At 61.7% G+C, this 17,091-nt stretch carries 14 protein-coding genes; 1 reads left to right on the top strand and 13 read right to left on the bottom strand.

All coding sequences use genetic code 11. The annotated features are described in order from the left end of the window. Positions 1–54 precede the first annotated feature (54 nt). The 7 genes from ACF8O8_RS10455 to ACF8O8_RS10485 all read right to left on the bottom strand — a co-directional run bounded on the left by ACF8O8_RS10455 (position 55) and on the right by ACF8O8_RS10485 (position 8,068). Positions 55–1,998 (bottom strand): FTR1 family protein, encoded by a 1,944-nt coding sequence (locus ACF8O8_RS10455; protein ID WP_392509640.1) that lies wholly within the window; start codon positions 1,996–1,998, stop codon positions 55–57. Positions 1,999–2,108: 110 nt separating this feature from the next. Further along, complete coding sequence (locus tag ACF8O8_RS10460) at positions 2,109–3,527, bottom strand: efflux transporter outer membrane subunit (protein WP_010951566.1); 1,419 nt, start codon at positions 3,525–3,527, stop codon at positions 2,109–2,111. After that, the gene (locus ACF8O8_RS10465; RefSeq protein WP_010951565.1) at positions 3,524–4,399 is read right to left on the bottom strand and encodes an HlyD family secretion protein; all 876 of its coding nucleotides are present in this window, start codon (positions 4,397–4,399) and stop codon (positions 3,524–3,526) included. The genes ACF8O8_RS10460 and ACF8O8_RS10465 overlap by 4 nt, the downstream gene beginning before the upstream one ends. Continuing rightward, positions 4,396–4,608: a DUF1656 domain-containing protein gene (locus tag ACF8O8_RS10470; RefSeq protein ID WP_003255905.1), complete on the bottom strand. Its 213-nt coding sequence runs from the start codon at positions 4,606–4,608 to the stop codon at positions 4,396–4,398. The genes ACF8O8_RS10465 and ACF8O8_RS10470 overlap by 4 nt, the downstream gene beginning before the upstream one ends. Beyond that, complete coding sequence (locus ACF8O8_RS10475; protein ID WP_392509641.1) at positions 4,605–6,692, bottom strand: FUSC family protein; 2,088 nt, start codon at positions 6,690–6,692, stop codon at positions 4,605–4,607. The genes ACF8O8_RS10470 and ACF8O8_RS10475 overlap by 4 nt, the downstream gene beginning before the upstream one ends. Then, entirely contained in the window at positions 6,689–7,141 is a 453-nt protein-coding gene (locus tag ACF8O8_RS10480; RefSeq protein ID WP_010951563.1) for a MarR family winged helix-turn-helix transcriptional regulator, read from the bottom strand. The genes ACF8O8_RS10475 and ACF8O8_RS10480 overlap by 4 nt, the downstream gene beginning before the upstream one ends. A 132-nt stretch (positions 7,142–7,273) precedes the next feature. After that, positions 7,274–8,068: a tetratricopeptide repeat protein gene (locus tag ACF8O8_RS10485; protein ID WP_020190728.1), complete on the bottom strand. Its 795-nt coding sequence runs from the start codon at positions 8,066–8,068 to the stop codon at positions 7,274–7,276. A gap of 207 nt (positions 8,069–8,275) precedes the next feature. Here ACF8O8_RS10485 and ACF8O8_RS10490 point away from each other — a divergent pair, with 207 nt between their 5' ends. After that, positions 8,276–8,836 carry a WYL domain-containing protein gene (locus tag ACF8O8_RS10490; RefSeq protein ID WP_003255912.1) on the top strand — a complete coding sequence of 187 codons (561 nt, stop codon included), beginning with the start codon at positions 8,276–8,278 and terminating at the stop codon, positions 8,834–8,836. 117 nt (positions 8,837–8,953) lie between these two features. Here the strand turns inward: ACF8O8_RS10490 and ACF8O8_RS10495 are convergent, their stop codons facing one another. From ACF8O8_RS10495 to ACF8O8_RS10520, 6 genes are all read right to left on the bottom strand, one after another. Further along, the gene (locus ACF8O8_RS10495; protein WP_010951560.1) at positions 8,954–9,817 is read right to left on the bottom strand and encodes an ABC transporter permease; all 864 of its coding nucleotides are present in this window, start codon (positions 9,815–9,817) and stop codon (positions 8,954–8,956) included. A gap of 14 nt (positions 9,818–9,831) precedes the next feature. Then, entirely contained in the window at positions 9,832–10,695 is an 864-nt protein-coding gene (locus ACF8O8_RS10500) for an ABC transporter ATP-binding protein (RefSeq protein WP_010951559.1), read from the bottom strand. Positions 10,696–10,701: 6 nt separating this feature from the next. Continuing rightward, the gene (locus tag ACF8O8_RS10505; protein ID WP_010951558.1) at positions 10,702–11,721 is read right to left on the bottom strand and encodes an ABC transporter substrate-binding protein; all 1,020 of its coding nucleotides are present in this window, start codon (positions 11,719–11,721) and stop codon (positions 10,702–10,704) included. 17 nt (positions 11,722–11,738) lie between these two features. Then, on the bottom strand, positions 11,739–12,638 hold the full coding sequence (locus tag ACF8O8_RS10510; protein ID WP_392509642.1) for a TauD/TfdA dioxygenase family protein: 900 nt from the start codon (positions 12,636–12,638) through the stop codon (positions 11,739–11,741). Positions 12,639–12,836: 198 nt separating this feature from the next. Further along, complete coding sequence (locus ACF8O8_RS10515) at positions 12,837–13,178, bottom strand: hypothetical protein (RefSeq protein WP_003255921.1); 342 nt, start codon at positions 13,176–13,178, stop codon at positions 12,837–12,839. Positions 13,179–13,323: 145 nt separating this feature from the next. Next, the coding region (locus tag ACF8O8_RS10520; RefSeq protein ID WP_392509643.1) for an immunoglobulin-like domain-containing protein at positions 13,324–17,091 on the bottom strand (3,768 nt) is incomplete at its 5' end.

Genomic DNA, 17,091 nt, shown 5'->3' on the forward strand with positions numbered 1-17,091 from the left:
CTTGCGCAAGATCTGAGACCTTGCGCGGTCCCTGTGGGACCGCGCAGGCTCCAGTCAGTTGGCCGCAGCACTGCGCTTTTCGGCCAGCCACGAGCGGCCGTAAAGGAACACGATGGCCAGCAAGGCCACCGCTTGCGCCGACAGCGAGTAGGCATCGGCATGAATCCCCAGCCAGTCGAACTCAAAGAACGCCACTGGCCGTGTGCCCAGCACACCGGCCTCTTGCAACGCCTTCACGCCATGCCCGGCGAATACTACCGACAGCGCGCACAGCAGTGCGGCGTTGATGCTGAAGAACAGCGATAGTGGCAACTTGGCCGAGCCCCGCAGAATCACCCAGGCCAGGCCCACCAGCAGCAACAATGCCGTCGCGCCACCCGCCAGCACCGCCTGATGCCCGGCAGGGCCTGCCTGCAGCCACAGGGTCTCGTAGAACAGGATCACTTCGAACAATTCGCGGTATACCGAGAAGAATGCCAGCACAGCAAAGCCGAAACGCCCGCCACCGCTGACCAGGCTGCTCTTGACGTAGTCCTTCCAGGCGGCAGCGTGACGGCGGTCATGCATCCACACGCCAAGCCACAGCACCATTACCGCGGCGAACAACGCCGTGCAGCCTTCCAGCAGCTCGCGCTGAGCGCCCCCCACATCGATCACATAGGCCGCCAGCGCCCAGGTGGCGAAGCCGGCAACCAGCGCCAGGCCCCAGCCGATGTTGACGCTGCGCACTGCCGACTGCTGCCCGGTATTGCGCAGGAAGGCCAGGATCGCCGCCAGCACCAGAATCGCCTCGAGGCCTTCACGCAGCAGGATCAGCAAACCGGAGATATAGCTCAGCGTCCAGCTCAGGCCATCGCTGCCCAGCAGCTTGGCCGCCTGCTCGAGCTTGGTTTTGGCGTCGGCCAGACGCTGTTCGGCCTGCTCCACGGGCAGGCCGTCCTGCAGGGACTGACGGTAGGCCATCAGCGATTTTTCGGTGTCCTTGCGCGCCTGGGTATCGATGTTGTCCAGCGAGCTTTCCACCAGCTCGAAACCCTCCAGGTAGGCCGCCACCGACAGGTCATAGGCCTGATCGTGGTCGCCTGCGCGGTAGGCCGCCAGGCTCTTGTCCAGTGTGCTGGCAGTGTATTCGAGCAATTGCGCCGGCCCGCGCTTTACCTGCGGCGGCTGGGCACGCTGGGCGCGGAATGCCTCGACGGCCGCAGTGCCTTCGTTGACGGCGACTTCGGCCGGGGTTTGGCGAGCCAGGTCGGCGAGGTTCCAGGTCTTGTCACCTTTGCCCGCTTCCGGCTTGGCGGTGAAGCTGGCGATATACGCGGCCACATCCCAGCGTTGGCGGTCGTCCAGCTGGTCGGCAAACGACGGCATTTCGGTGCCGTCTATACCCAGGGCCAGGGTGTTATAGAGGTCGAACAAGCTTAACTGGTCCAGGCGCGAGACATCGCGCAGGTTGGCGGGTGCAGGCTCCAGCCCCACGCCAGCCGGGCCATCGCCCGCGCCGGTGTCGCCGTGGCAGATCGAGCAGTTCTGTGCGTACAGCGCAGCGCCGCGGGCGGGGTCCGGGGTAATCACCGGGGCCTGGCTGACCTCGTAGGCCACCGCCAGTCGCGCACCCAGCTGCCGGGCCTGTTTGGCGACCGCAGTACCTTCCTGACGCTGGTCGATGGCCTGGCGCAGCGCCTGGACGCCCTGTTCCAAAGCCGCTTGTTCAGTATTTGCGGGCAGGCCTTTGACCAGGTCAGCCAATACCGCACTGAACTCCTGTTGCTCGCGGTATTCGCCCTCGTCGATCACCTTGCCGTCCTGCACGGTCGGCGGGTAGTCGGCACCAATGTAGTCCAGCAAGTGCTGGGCTTTGGCAGCCTCGGCGGGGGACTCGGCCAGCGCCAAGGTGCTGCACAGCGCCAGCACCGGGCCGAGCAATGCAGCCGGCAGCCAGGCAAGCAGACGGGAACGGGTTTTCATGGCCAGTCTCGGAGGAAATGCGAAAGAGAACATTGTTCACTTCCACTTTGCTTCACTCAAGGGTGCTGGGCAGATTTCATGAAAAATCTTGCTACAAATCAGATGAAGTGGAGGGCATAGCGGACCTGCCCTCAAGGACCGCATCAGGGCTTGGCGGTGCCCTTCCAACCCCCACCCAACGCCAGGAACACGGCAATTTGCCCCTGCGCCACTTGACTATTGGCTGCAGCCAACTGCGCACGCATATCGGTGTAGGTTCGCGTGGCCTGCAAATCCGCCAGGAACGACTCACGCCCTGCCTGGTAATACCGGTGCGTCTGGTCCGCGGCTTCCTTCGCCGACTTCTCCGCCTCGGCCAGCGCATCGCGCCGATCGAGCAAGGCGCTGTACTGTGCCAGCCGGGTCTGGGTCTCGCGAATGGCGTTCAGCACCACGCCATCGAAGTGCGCCAGGGCCGCCTGGGTCGAGGCCTCGGCCATGCGAATGCGGGCACGGGTGCCGTTGGTGGGGATGCTCCAGCTGATCTGCGGGCCAAAGCCCCAGCGGTTGGTCGAAGGCTCGCCAAGGTTCTCCAGGATGCCGATGGTGCCAACCTGGGCGCCAATGCTGATATCCGGGTACAACGCGCCGGTAGCCACGCCAATATAGGCGGTGGCGGCAGCCAGCTGGCGTTCGGCCTGGCGCACGTCGGGGCGGCGCTTGAGCAGGGCCGCGCCATCGCCCACAGGAACCAGCTGGTTCAGGTGCGGCAACTCGGCACAATCGGCGGTACCGGCAGGCAACTGGTCGACCGGCTTGGCCAGCAGCGCGGCCAGGGTGTACATGCCCGTCTCGCGTTCGGCCTTGAAGCGTGGCAGTTCTGCACGCAAGGATTTGAACTGGGTCTGCGAGCGAGTGACCTGGGTTTCATCGCCACGCCCAGCATCGCGCAGGCGCTGGTTGAGTTTCACGCTTTGCTCCTGCAAATCGAGGGACTCACGGGCAATGTGGTATTCCTCGTTGGCCGAGCACACCTGGGTATAAGCCTTGACCACGTCCGCCACAAGCGTGATGCGGGCAGTGTCGGCAGCGGCCTGCACCGCGTCGGCATTTGCCTTGGCAGCCTCGGTACCACGCTTGAAGGTGCCCCACAGGTCGAACTGGTACGAAGCACTGATGATGGCCTCACCGATGTTGGCTACCGGCACCTTCTCAGGCTGCAGGAAGGCTTCGCCCGACTCCTGCAAGCGCTGAGCGCCGAGTTTGACGCCACCGTTGAAGCCGCCTTGCGATTCAGCCACCTCCACCTGAGCGCGAGCTTTGGCAATGTTGGCTGCCGCCACGCGCAGTTCGGTGTTGGCACTCAGCGCCTGACGCACCAGCTCGTTCAGCCGCTGATCCTGATACAGCTGCCACCAGTCCTCGGGGACCGGCGCTGACACGACGCTGTCGGCATCCTGGCGCAGCGGGCCGTTCAGGTCATTGCGTTGCACGGCCGCATCCCCAGGCACCTCATAGTCGGGCCCCACCATCATGCAGGCCCCCAGCGACAGGCACAGGCCAGCCAGGATCAGCTGTTTCATGGGCGCTGGCCCTCGATGATCGACACCGTCGCAGTACGCCCGGCGATCATGCGGAAGTCTTGCGGCACTTCGTCAAAGGCGATGCGCACCGGAATGCGCTGGGCCAGGCGTACCCAGCTGAACGCCGGGTTGACGTTGGGCAGCAGGTTGGCGCCACTGCTGCGGTCGCGGTCTTCGATGCCAGCGGCGAAGCTCTGCACATGGCCACGCAGGCGGGTGTTGTCGCCCATCACGCGGATATCCACGGCGTCACCAATATGGATACCCCCCAGCTTGGTTTCCTCGAAGTAGCCGTCGACGTGGTAGGAGGCACTGTCGACCACCGAAAGCACCGGGCGGCCAGCAGTGACGAACTCGTGGTTACGCGGCGCGCGGTCGTTGAGGTAGCCGTCTACCGGGCTGCGCACCACCGAGCGGTCAAGGTTGAGCTGGGCAGTATCGACAGCCACTTGCGCCTCGCTGACAGCCGAACGGGCACGGGCCTCGCGGGACTGGCTTTCTTCCAGTTGCTCGGCGGCCACCAGGTTGCCCAGCTTGCGGTTGCGCTGCGCTTCGCGGGAAGCCTGGGCCAGGGTCTCCTGGCGCTCGCCAAGGGTTGCCTTGGCTTGACGCAGGGCCAGGGTGAAGCGGTCCTGGTCGATGGTGAACAGCACGTCGCCACGTTTGACGGTCTGGTTGTCGCGCACCTCGACCTTCTGGATCAATCCCGACACATCGGGGGCGATCTGGATCACGTCAGCGCGGATATGGCCGTCTCGGGTCCAGGGGGCAAACATGTAGTAGACCACCATCTGCCACACGAGCACGGCGGCGAAGGTCACTACCAGCAAGGTCAGGACCACACGGCCCAAGGTCAGCAAAGGTTTTTTCATGGCAGCATCAGGTTTCGACAAAAGTGGTCCACCGCGCCGAGCAGCACGGCATACAGGGCAACGTTGAATAACGCCCGGTGCCAGACCAGGCGGTAGAAATGCAGGCGCACCAGCACCGCGTGCACCCCCAGGAACAGCAGGTAGGTGCCAAACATCATCACCAGCAGCGTGGGCAGAAACACCCCGCTGATATCCAGTTCACCAATCACAAGGGCGCTCCGTCGAGCCCGGGGGGCAGTTGCGGTTGTTCGGCGGGTTCGAGCATCACCTCCACCCCCGGCAGTAGCGCCAGGCGCAGGCCACTCAGGGCATGCAGCAGGTGGGTGCGGGCATCGCCGCGCTCGTACAGCTCATCCAGGTTCAGCGCCAGGCGAGCGCGTTCCATGTTGCGCAGCAGTGCGGCCGGGGCATGCAGGCGTTCGCCAGCACGCAGGCAGGCGGCGTAGTGCGCACCGACTTCCTCGACCACAGTGTTCAGGCGCTCGCGAGCCTGCTGGCCGGCGCGCGGCATGTACGCCAGCAGGTCGAGCAGGTTCAACCCTACGCGCAGGTCACGCAGTGCCACACCACTGTCTTGGCCGGTTTGCGACAGACGTGGCAGGTGCTGCATCAGGCGGTCGAGCATCTGTACGCCAACCTGGCGGTGTTCGGCCAATGTCGCAGGCTCGGTCATTTCGACGATGTCGCGCCAGGCGAAGCGGGTCATGCGCTTGGCCGCCAGTTCCACGCCGAACGGGCGCATCACCAGGGTCCAGATAAAGGCGAACAGAAGGCCCGCGGGGCCGGCAAGGTTGGAGTTGAGGAAGGTAAAGAAGTCGGCGTCGTAGGCACCCTGGATGCTGATGAAGGTCGACGTGTTGACGATGGTCAGCAAGGTGCCCAGGTAGAAGCGCGGCTGTACGGTCAGGGTGCCTATGCAGATGAACGGCACGGCAAAGGCCAGCACCAGCATCGGGAAGTCGTGCAGGTTGGGCAGTACCAAAAACAGGTACAGACTGGAGAAGATGACCGACATCAGCGTCCAGAAAAAGAACCGGTAGATCTGCGGTGCCGGGTCGTCCATGGCGGCGAAGAAGCTGCACGCAACTGCCGCGAGGATTACCGCACTGGCGCCGTCGTTCCAGCCCAGGCCGATCCACAGGCCGCAGGCGACCACGATCGCCAGAACCGTGGAGGCTACCGAGTAGAGCATCAGGCCACGATCGAAAAACGCTGTCAGGCGGCCCAGCCGCCAGTGGCGATACACCGCACGCCAAGGCTTGGCATCATCGGTACGCAGGGCGTGCTGCAGGGTGCAGCAGTCCTGCCACAGGTCGGCCCATTCGGTCAGGCGGTACAGGGCGTTGGACAACAGCAGCTCGGCGCGCTGGTCGAGGGCGGCTGTAGCGGGCTGCAGGCGGCCGATCTGCTCGTGCAACGTGGCCCAGTGCGCTACCGAAGCGCTGTCGGCGGTGCCTTTGAGCCATTCACGAGCGGCTTCCAGCACGGGTTGAAGCTGGGCGAACTGGGCCGGGGCGCGGCCTTCCAGGGCTACCAGTGCGTCGTCGAGGGCGTCGATCACCGGCAGCAGATGGATCATCCGCCCACGCAATTCGCGGGCGTTCTTCAGGGTATGCGGGCCGGCACCTTCGTGGGCGAGCTGACCGATCATCAGCTCCAGCGAGTTGAAGGTAGTGACCATCGCCCCGCGCAAACCGCCGACCTTGTCAGCGCTGGCATCGCGGGCCAGGTAGGTGTCGCTGTAGCGAATCGCCTCGTTGAACCAGTTTCCGGTGGCACCGACTACCACCGGCGCCAGCCGGCGTGGCCAGAAGATAGCCCCGACGACTGCCGCGCAGACAATTCCCAAACAGATTTCCTGCGCACGAGAAGAAGCCACATCGAACACTGCCAGCGGATTATCCACCACGGCCAAGGCAATCATCGGCAGGGTATAACCGGCCAGCATCAGCACGTAGTTGTTGGCCGTGCGCAGGTTCAGCGAAAGGAACAGCAAGGTGCCGGTCCACAGGGCAACGGCGATGCTCAGCAGCAACGGTGACTGCACCAGCGGCGGCACCAGGAAGATTGCCCCGCCAGCGCCGAGCAACGTGCCGACGGCACGGTACAACGCTTTGGAGCTGGTCGGGCCGACGAAGGGGCTGGAGACGATGTACACCGTCGCCATGGCCCAGTAGGGACGCGGCAGTTGCATGAGCAGGGCAATGTACAGGGCAATCATGGACGCGCCGAAGGTGCGCACGCCGTAGAACCAGTCACGGGCCGGAGGGACAGAGCTGAAGAAACCGTTCATGCCACCCCGCCTGCGCTGCCCAGGCCGGCAGCCTCGAAGGCACGAAGCACACGCAAGGCAGCTTCCAGGTCGGCCTGATCGATACCGCCGAGCACATCGCGGCGCAAGCGCACCAGTTCGGCTTCAATGGCTTCGGCCAGGGCACGGCCTTCGGCAGTCAGGCGCAGTGCCTTGGCGCGGCGATCCAGTGGGTCTTCGCTGCGGCACACCAGGCCAGCTTTGCACAGTTGGTCAAGCAGGCGTACCAGCGACGGGCTTTCCAGGCCGGCGGCCTGGGCCACAGCCACCTGGTGCACGCCGTCGCCCAGGCGCACGATCATCAGCAAAGGCGCAGCGCAGGCCTCGGAAATGCCGTAGCCGGTCAAGGCGGTATGACAGATGCGCCGCCAGTGGCGGGCAGCGACTACCAGGCCACTGCTGACTTGCAGGCGCAGGAAATCAAGGGACATGAAGAGAACCAAGTATATTCATAGTTTGCTAACTATCAATATACGCCCCGACATCCCCCTGTCGTCAACAGGGGGCGACGGATAGCCTGGTTAAATGTTGTTCATTTTTCAGTCAGCACTGAAGAGAAATACTCAGGGATGGATCTGGTCTTCCAGCTTCATGGTCAAGGCCAATGTGCTGCCCATCTGCACCGCCCGGTCCCGCCACTCCTGATACCGCACCGCATCACGGCTGCTGAAATGCACCGCCAGCTCCTCTGCCGCTTGCACCACCCCCGCCGCTGCTGCCAGCTCAAGCCAGTACAGCGCTGCCTTGAGGTTGGCCTCTACGTGCAGCCCATGCATCAACCGGTAGCCCACTTCAAAACGACAACGCGCCTCGCCCTGTTCGGCGCCACGCATGAACCACTGGTAGGCTTGCACCAGGTCAACCTGCCATTCCAGGTCACCGTCGCACACCTCCTCCTCATACAGGTCACCCAGTGCGGCGGCGGCATGCAGCATGCCGCGGTCGAAGGCCTGCCGGTAACACTCCGCCGCCTGCACATAGGAAGGGTCGATGCCTTTGCCGAAGTAGTGCTGCTGGCCAAGGTTGAACCAGGCAGCAGCATTGCCCTGCAGGGCCGCCATGCGCAACAGGTGCCCGGCCAGCACGGTATCGGCCCGCCAGTACTTGCCGTTGAGCCAGATCCAGCCGAGGTCGTTCAATGCGGACACGCTGCCTTGCAATGCCTGACGCCGCAGGTCGACGTACACCGCCTGCAGGTCGTTGGCCTCATCCAGGCGGTTGACCAGCAGCGACCGCTGGCTGGGCAAGCCCACACCGGAGAACAGCCGCTGTCGCCGTCCTGCAGGGGCAGGAGGGGCGATGACCCGCTCGGGCAGAAGGCGGGCAAGTAGCGAATGGATATTGCTGGCAACAGACATGTTCATCCTCATTGAACGACGCACAACCCCAACCTTCGGCTGTGATGAGGCGTGATTCTGCGTGATGTCACGTCAAAACCTGTCGCGAACGAACCGGCACGAGGCAACCAAATGCGACTTCCTTGATCTGAGCAGGCTGTGGCCAATTGCCATGCCCCTCGCATGCCGCCATCCTATTGCGGCAAGCCTAGACAAGGACGTTATCTTTTGCCGTTCGCCACCACTCGCGCCACCCTTAGCCGACAGTGGGCGCTGCTGCGCCAGTTGCCCAGCCGTTCCCCAGGCATAACCAGCGCCGAGCTGGTCTGGCGCCTGCGTGACGTGGGCTTCACGGTCAGCAAACGCACTGTCGAGCGTGACCTCAACGAGCTTTCGCTGATATTCCCGCTGGAGCGCAATGACAAGAGCATTCCGTTCGGTTGGCATTGGTCGGCCAGTGCCGTGGGCGAATTGCGCGGCAATTTCGACTTGCTGACACATCTGCGAGGGGATGCGTTGCAGCCATCGCAGGGTGAGGGCGTGGAGCTGGTTGCGCGAATCAGCGATGCACTGGCGCGGCAGTTGCGGGATGCGCCATTGAGCAGCGACATGCAACTGACGGCACTGGAGCATGGGCATCGGTTACGCGGCACGGTAAGTGACGGCTGGCCATTACGCTGGTGGTTGTTGAGCCATGGGGACAGGGTGGTGGTAGAGCAGCCTGCCGGCTTGCGGGAAGAGATTGGCAGGATTCTGAGCAATGCGGCAGCTCAGTACCAGAATTTGTAGCCAGTACAGGGTCTTTCGCGGCGGTTCGGCGCCTCGCGCCTCTTTCAAGGACGAAGATCCCGCAGATGCGGACTCTAGCGTCAATCTGCCGCGAAAAGGCCGGTACTGGCTTACCTGCTAGCGCTGCATCCCCCATCGCCGCACAGTCAACCGCTCCAGCGTATTGAACACCAGTCCTTCCACCAGCAGACCGATCAGGATCACCACCGCCAACCCGGCAAAGACCTTGTCGGTATACAGTTCGTTGCGGTTCTGGAAGATGTACCAACCCAACCCGCCTTTGCCACTGCTGGCACCAAACACTAATTCCGCGGCTATAAGGGTACGCCAGGCAAACGCCCAGCCGATCTTCAACCCCGACAAGATCGACGGCAGGGCTGCGGGCACGAGGATGTGCAATACCAGCCGCAGGCCTTTCAGACCATAGTTGCGGCCAGCCATGCGCAGCGTCTCCGACACACCGAGGAAGCCGGCATAGGTATTCAGCGCCAACGCCCATAGCACCGAATGCACCAGCACGAAGATCAGGCTGTTGTCACCCAGCCCGAACCACAGCAAGGCCAGCGGCAGCAGGGCAATGGCCGGCAACGGGTTGAACATCGAGGTCAGCGTGCCCAGTAAGTCTCGGCCCAATTGGGTCGACACCGCCAGGCTGGTCAGGCCAAAGGCCAGGACGATACCCAGCACATAGCCTTTGAGCAGTATTACCAGCGAAACACCGACCTTGGCGGGCAGTTCGCCACTGATCATGCCATCCCATAGCGCCGTGGCGGTTTGCAGAAAGCTTGGCAGCAGCAGGTCATTGTCCTGGTAGCGGGCAACGGTTTCCCATAGCACAGCGATCACCAGCAATATGACCGCCTTTCTCAACCAGCCTTGCTGCCACAGGCGTTGGGCCAAGGGGAGTTGTCGTTCTACAGGCACACTGAGCAGGGGCTCCAGCTGCACCTCGTATTCCTGGCGTACAGGTGTAGTCGTCATGGCTGAGGCTCCTGTCAGTAAGCGATACGAATATCGTTGAACCCAAGGTTGTCAGGCTGTTCCGGGATATCTGCTTCATCGAACAGCAAACGGTGGATACGCCGGGCACTGGCCTGGAAGTCGCTGCCACCCAGGCTGCCCAGGCCGTATTGATGGCTATGCACCTCGGCGCGCACCCGCCCCGGGTGCGGCGACAACAGCAGGATACGGTTGCCAACCACCAGTGCTTCTTCGATGGAGTGGGTGACGAACAACAGGGTGAACCGCACTTCCTCCCACAGCAGCAACAGCTCTTCCTGCATCTTGCGCCGGGTCAGCGCATCCAGGGCGGCGAACGGCTCATCCATCAACAGGATCTTGGGCTGGGTGGCCAAGGCCCGGGCAATTGCCACACGTGCCTTCATACCACCGGACAACGTGTGTGGATAAGCATCGGCAAAGGCGGCCAGACCGACCTTCTCCAGATAATGCAGCGCCCGCTCCTCCGCCTCCGCACGCTTGAGTTGGCCAGACACCAGCAGTGGAAAGATGACGTTCTGCTTCACCGTTTTCCACGGCGGCAACTGGTCAAACTCCTGGAACACCACGATGCGGTCGGGGCCTGGGCCACGAACTGTCTGGCCCTGCAGCAGAATCTGGCCTTCTTGCGGCTGGATAAAACCGGCCACGGCTTTGAGCAGGGTGGACTTGCCACAGCCGGAGGGGCCGAGCAGTACAAAACGATCAGCGCGGTCGACTTCGAAGCTGACCTGATGGGTGGCCCGCACCACGCGTTGCGCAGTACGGTATTCGAGGCTGAGGTTATCCACCTTGAGCAAAGGCGGCGTTGCAACACGGCTCAGGTTGCTGGCCGTGTGGCCTGGCAATGGGGCGGTCATGATCGGTCAGCTCCCCTGCAGCGGGCGTTCATCCTGGAAGAAGTAATCCTTCCACGATTGCGGCTTGTGCTTGATGGCGCCTACCCGATAGAGAAAATCGGCCAGCTTGTAGGTGTTCTTGGGCGTAACGGTAAATTCGTACTGCGGGTTGTCGATCAGCTTGATCAGCGCGTCGCGGTCGATCTTGGCCTTGGTTACGCGGATATAGGTGTCGGCGGCAGCTGCCTTGTCTTTCTGGGCGAAGTCTGCGGCTTCGGCCAGGGCATCGACGAAGGCCTTGTAGGTCTTGGGGTTGTCCTTGCGGAACTTCTCAGTAGCAAACAGCAAGGTCGGCGAGTTGGGGCCGAGTAGGTCGTAGCTGTTGAGCACCACGTGCACATCTTTGTTGGCCAGCACCTGGTCCTGGAACGGCGGGTTGGAGAAGTGCCCGTTCAGCTCGGTGCCGCCCGCCAACAGTGCGGCGGTGGCGTCCGGGTGCGGCACGGCCAAGGTGTATTTGTCGAGGCGGTTGTATTCCTTGTCGCCCCACTGCTGGGCAGCGGCGTACTGCAGGAAGCGCGACTGCACCGAAACACCCACCGCCGGAACGGCGATACGGTCTTTGTCGGAGATGTCGGCGATGGTCTTCACGTTGGGGTTGCTGCTGACCAGGTAGTACGGGAAGTTGCCCAGCGAAGCCACGGCCTTCACGTTCTGCCGGCCCTTGGTGCGGTCCCAGACGGTCAACAGCGGTCCGACACCGGCGCCGGCGATGTCCACCGAACCGGACAACAATGCATCGTTGACGGCCGAGCCACCCGACAGCTGCGCCCAATCGACTTCGATGTCGATGCCCTGCTCCTTGCCGTGTTTCTCAATCAGGTGCTGGTCACGCACCACGTTCAGCAGCAGGTAGACGATGCCGAATTGTTCGGCAATACGGATCTTGCCTTCGGCCTGGGCCACGGCGGGGGCGGCTAGGCTGCCGACGACCAGGCTTGCGCCCAGGCCGATGCTTGCCGCCAGGCGGCTGATGGATTTGCGCATGATGGTTTCCTCAGTCGTCAGAACGGGGCATCGCCCTGGATGGTGGTGCGGTACAGCTTGCGCCGCAGGTGCGCGGGGCAGCCGGTGGCCAAGTGGATCAGCGAACGGTTGTCCCAGAACACCAGGTCATAGGGCTGCCACTGGTGGCGATAAATGTTCTGCTCCAGCACGCTAAGGGCATACAGCTGCTGCAGCACGTCGCGGCTTTCATCATCAGGCAGGCCGACAATGCGGGTGGTGAAGCCTTCACTGACGAACAGGGCCTTGCGGCCGGTCTCCGGGTGGGTGCGGACTACCGGATGAATGACCTCCTTTACCTGCGCCAGTTGCTCGGCAGTCAGGGTCGGGCGCCAGTTGCCTTCGAATTTGGTTTCAGCGTAACGGGCGGTATAGGAGTGAGCGGCACTGCGGCCCTCGACCACTTTGCGCAGGGTGTCAGGTACAGCGTCCCAGGCTTTATGCATGTCGGCGAACAGGGTGTCACCGCCTTCACTTGGCAGTTCCTGGGCATGCAGCATGGAACCGAGGCTTGGCAGCTCTTTGTACGACAGGTCCGAGTGCCAGAATTTGCCGGCATCACCCAGGCCGATGTTCTGGCCATTTTCGATGATGTTGGAAACGATCAGGATCTCGGGGTGGCCAGTCAGCAGGAACTGCTTGAGCACATGGATCTGTAACTCACCGAAGCGGCGGCTGAAGGCGATCTGCTGTTCCGGGGTGATACGCTGGTCGCGGAACACCAGCACATGGTGGTCGAGGTGGGCGCGATGGATACAGGTGAAATCCTCGGCGCTGACCGGTTTGGCCAGGTCCAGGCCTAAGATCTCGGCGCCGACGGCACCCGAGAAGGGGCGAACTTCAAAAACTTGCGGCTGGGCGCTGTCGATGGACGACAAGGCGTTCAAGGCGGCTGACATTTTTCACTCCCACGCAATGCGCGACCTCAATGGCGCGCAACGATCAGAAACGCACGGGGATTTCCCGTGTGGGTTCAAGTCGTGCGGCGCATCGATTGGTCGACGGGTACGCAGTGAAAGCGACTATAAAGTCATAAATACAATAATTTAAATACCATTAAGGAATAACAATATCACTGTCGCGGGAGCGTCCTGCAGTCAGATCAGCCCGCCCTGCTCTTCTTCGTCAATCAGGTTGTTGAGGCTGCTGAGCGCCTTGCGCGCCGTGGAACGGTTGAGCAGCTTGGCCTGCGCGCCGGCGGGCAGGTCGGTGATCTTGAACACGCCCTTGGCGGTCAACACGTCGATCAGGTCCTCGAGCACGCGGATCATGTCCAGGTCGCTTTGTTTGAGCTGGTTGAGGCTGTTCTCCACGACGTCATCGGCAAACCATTCCTGGATATCGGCATGGTCTGAAGGGAGCATTTCGGTGAACTGATCAAACGCGGCTGCTTCCACCCGCAGCAACTGGCCGGCGGCGTTGCGTTGCACGTAGAACATGGCGATGTCCCTCGTCACGTTGGTTCCTTGTTGATAGACAGCAGCATAGGCAAAGATCGCCGGGCGCGCAGGCCCGGCGCCAGAGTATGCGCTGTTGGCGGGTAGCAGGAAAGAGCCGGGGCCGCTGTGCGGCCCCGGTGGTCTGTCAGCTGTCCTTGTTGTGGATGATGATGGTCGGATCGGCGCCGCTGATCAACGAGTTGATCGTCTGGTTAGACCAGTTGACGCCTTCCAGCTTGATGGTCACGTCGGCGTTGGCGATACCACCTTCAGCGTTGAGCTTGCCTTCGCTGCTGACTTGCAACGTGGTCGTACCCTCCACCGTGGTGAGCTTCAGGTAGTTGTCGATGGTGCTGCCCTTCTCACCCTGCAGCAGGTCCTTCAGATCGATACGGTCACCCTCGGCCTTGTTGAAGTCCTTGATCACGTCGTTACCGACGTCGCCAGCCTTCCACACGAAGGTGTCGGCACCGCTGCCACCGATCAGGATATCGTCGCCCTGGCCACCGATCAGGGTGTCATTGCCAGTACCGCCCAGCAGGATGTCGTTACCTTTGCCACCATTCAGCGTGTCGCTACCACCTTGGCCGAAGAGGATGTCATTGCCATTGCCACCCGACAGGATGTCATTGCCGTCCTTGGCACCGGAGATATCGAACTCGGTGTAGTGCTCGGTGATGTACTGGTGAACATTGCTGGTAGTGACAGCACCGACTTCAACACCGCTCTTCTGTGCAACGTACGTCTGCAGGGCCTGGTAGCCCTCGCTGACGACACCGTTGAGGGTGATCAGGTCACCGAAGATGATGTCGTTGCCGTTACCACTATCAATGGTGTCGGCACCTGGCACCGTTGCTTCGGAGTGACCGAGAATCGCCTTGGCCAAATCGGACGGGTCGATATTGGTCTGTGGCTTGCCGGCACTGTCGTAAGGTTTCAGATCGTTCAGCGTGACATCGCTGTTCAGGCCGATAGCCTGGACTTTGCTCAAGCCATTGGTGCCGCCCAATACTGCGAAACTTTCAGTAGAACCTGCGGCCGAGTAGACGTAGTTCCAGTAATCCGCGTAGCCGGTACCGTCCAGGCTGGAGAATTCATAGGTACCATCACCCTGTGCGTGAAGGGTGCCTACCGTCTTGGTGGAGTCGAGCACCAACTCACCTCGGCGGTTCTCGGTATAAGTCAGCACTTTGACCACACCACTGCTGCTGATCTCGACCTTGTGAGTCGCGTCGGCCCAGGCGCTGAACGTGTCACCCATCTTGTAATTGTTGACGTTGACTACATCGTCCAGGCTCTTGCCATTCTTCCACAGGCTAGGGTTGGTGGACTCATTGCTCTGATAGTAGGTTGGCTTACCGTCGGTAATGAAGTAAGTCAGGTTCTCCGCACCTTTGTTGCTGGTGGCCATGGTGCTGTTGAAGAAGTTGGACGTGGTCTTGAACGCGTCTTCATAGTTGGTACCGCCACCGTAGTAGCCGCCCACCATCGAGTTCAATACCGCCTGCAACTTGCTCAAAGCATCCGGGTCGGCAAGGTTCACTGCCACGTTCTTGTTTACCTGGGTATCGAAGTCGACCAGGAAGATGTTTACGGTACCCGAGGTGTCCGAGCCCAGGCTGGCCTTGAGCGTGTTGAACACCGAGGCCAACTGCGTCTTGGCGTCGGCAATCGACTTGTCGCTCATACTGCCCGAGCTATCGACCATGAAGGCGATGTTGTAGTTCTTGCCCTGAACCACGTTCAGCCCGGATACGTCAGCGACGAAGATGTCGTTGCCTTCACTACCGGTCAGCGTGTCATTACCCGAGGTACCCACACTGGCCTTGTAGGTCGCGCCGTAAACCGTCACCGGGATATTGCCGGTGGTGATGGCCGAGCCGCCCAGGCTTTCGGTGGCAGTCGAGGTAACCGTGATGTCGAACGAGCCTTTGTAATAGGCCGGCGGGGTCAGCGTCAGGCTGCTGAGTTTCCAGCCTGTCACATCGACCGGGGCAGTACCTACCGTGACCGTGTGGCCTGCACCATCGCTCAACACGGTACCTTTCGGGATACCGCTGAGTGTTACGTTCAGGCTTTCGGAGCCGTCAGTGTCGGTCAGGGCGGTGGAAATACCGACCAGTTTCACCGAGCCACCCTCAGGCCCTTCGTTGAGCTTGTAGCCGTCGTAGTAGCTCTGACCATTCACGGTGTGCAGGTCGGACACGCCCAGGCCTGCGTTCGCCATCTCGGTAACGTTCTGGTACATCTTGACGTTCGAGCTGCTCAGGTCGGTAACGGCACCGGAGCCTACCTGGATGTTCAGGTCATAGCTGCCTGGACCGGACTGGTTGGCATGGTAGACCTCGATCGGGTAGTAGCCGCTGGTATTCGGGGTAAAGGTACCCGAAACCCCGCCACCGGCTCCCCAGGTGGCCGTGACTACAGTCTTGCCACCGATGGTGACCACGAAGCTGTCGTCGGCCAAACCACTGAAGGTATAGACCTTGCCGGCTTCCAGGTAGATCAGGCCCGACGTTTTCGAACCGGTGCCAGCGGTGACGCTGCCATCGGACTGCACGTTGGTAGTGGTGCTGCTGGAGTTCGGGCTGCCGGAGTTGGCAAAGACCGTCTTCAGATCCTCGCCGGTAATGCCGTTGCCGCCAGTACCCAGGCCTTTGAGGCTGGTCCAGACTTCCTTGGTCAGCCCTTTGGACTCGATATCGGCGCTGCCGAAGCTCAGGGTCGGTTTGTCGGCAACCGGGCTGATATCGACCTTCATGGTCACTTCGCTGCCCAGGTTGGTGCCATCGTTCGGCTTGAACTTGAACTGGGCGTAGTCAGCCTTCTGGTTACCCACACCATTACCACCGTAGTTGTCCGTACCCGACTGGTTGAGGGCCGGAACGAACTTCAGGTTCTTGGCAGTGATATCAGCCTGGCTGACCACCTGGCCAACGGCCACATTCACCCATGCAGTACCGTTGAAGAACTGCAAGTTGCCGGCGGCCGGGAGCGAGGTAATGGTCACAGACAGGTTATTGTTGCCGTCGGCATCAGTGACTTTGAAATCACTCCAGGCAAACACGTAATCGGTGTCCTCAACGCCAAATACCGCGCCGCCAGGCGAAACCGGCAGGTGGTCATTGTCGAGAATGGTGGTCGTCACGCTCGATTTGCTGCTATCGACTTGCAGGTTCTCGAAGTTACCACCCGTGGCGGTTTCGATCTTCACGACGAAGTTCTCGGTACCTTCGACCAGTTTGTCGTTGAGGGTAGCGATGTTGAACGTCGTGCCTGTGCTGTTGGCCGGAATCTTCACGGTCGCAACACCGGTGAAGTCATCACCGTTTTGGGCGGTACCGCTGTAGCTAAGGGTGATAGTGACTTCGGACTTGGACGCGTTGCTCAGCGTCAGGGTGTACTGGCCGGTTTCACCCTCGGTCAGAGAAGTCGTGCCGGTAATACCGACGGTGGTGACGTCGCCCTTGTTGCCGGTGCCTGGAGTTCCCGAACCTGGTTCGTCGGTCACGGCGGTGCTGACCGGGGTCTTGTCCAGTGTCAGCTGTTCGAACTTGCCAACATCCGCGCCGCCAACGGTTGCGATCGATTTGATCACAGGGTCGTTGGTACCGACGTAGACGTTGTCCGGGGCAGTGACGGTAGCAGTGCCCACGGTGCCGTTGGCCGGCACGGTGATGACGGTTTTGCCGTCGCTCAGGGTGAAGGTCAATGCACTGTGGTTGTTGATCGGCAGACCATCTTTGTTGGTCAGGGTGATGGTGTAGGTGATCTCGCCGCCTTCGGTTACCGACGGGGTCGCGGTCAGCTTGGCCACCACTTCGTCGGTGGTGTCGGTCACTTGAACCGAAGCGTTGCCGCCCAGTTGCAGGTTCTCGAAGGTCGCACCAGTGGCATCCACCGCCGAGTTGAT

Origin of the sequence: Pseudomonas sp. TYF_14 (assembly GCF_043105275.1) — a bacterium.
Lineage (GTDB): Bacteria > Pseudomonadota > Gammaproteobacteria > Pseudomonadales > Pseudomonadaceae > Aquipseudomonas > Aquipseudomonas alloputida.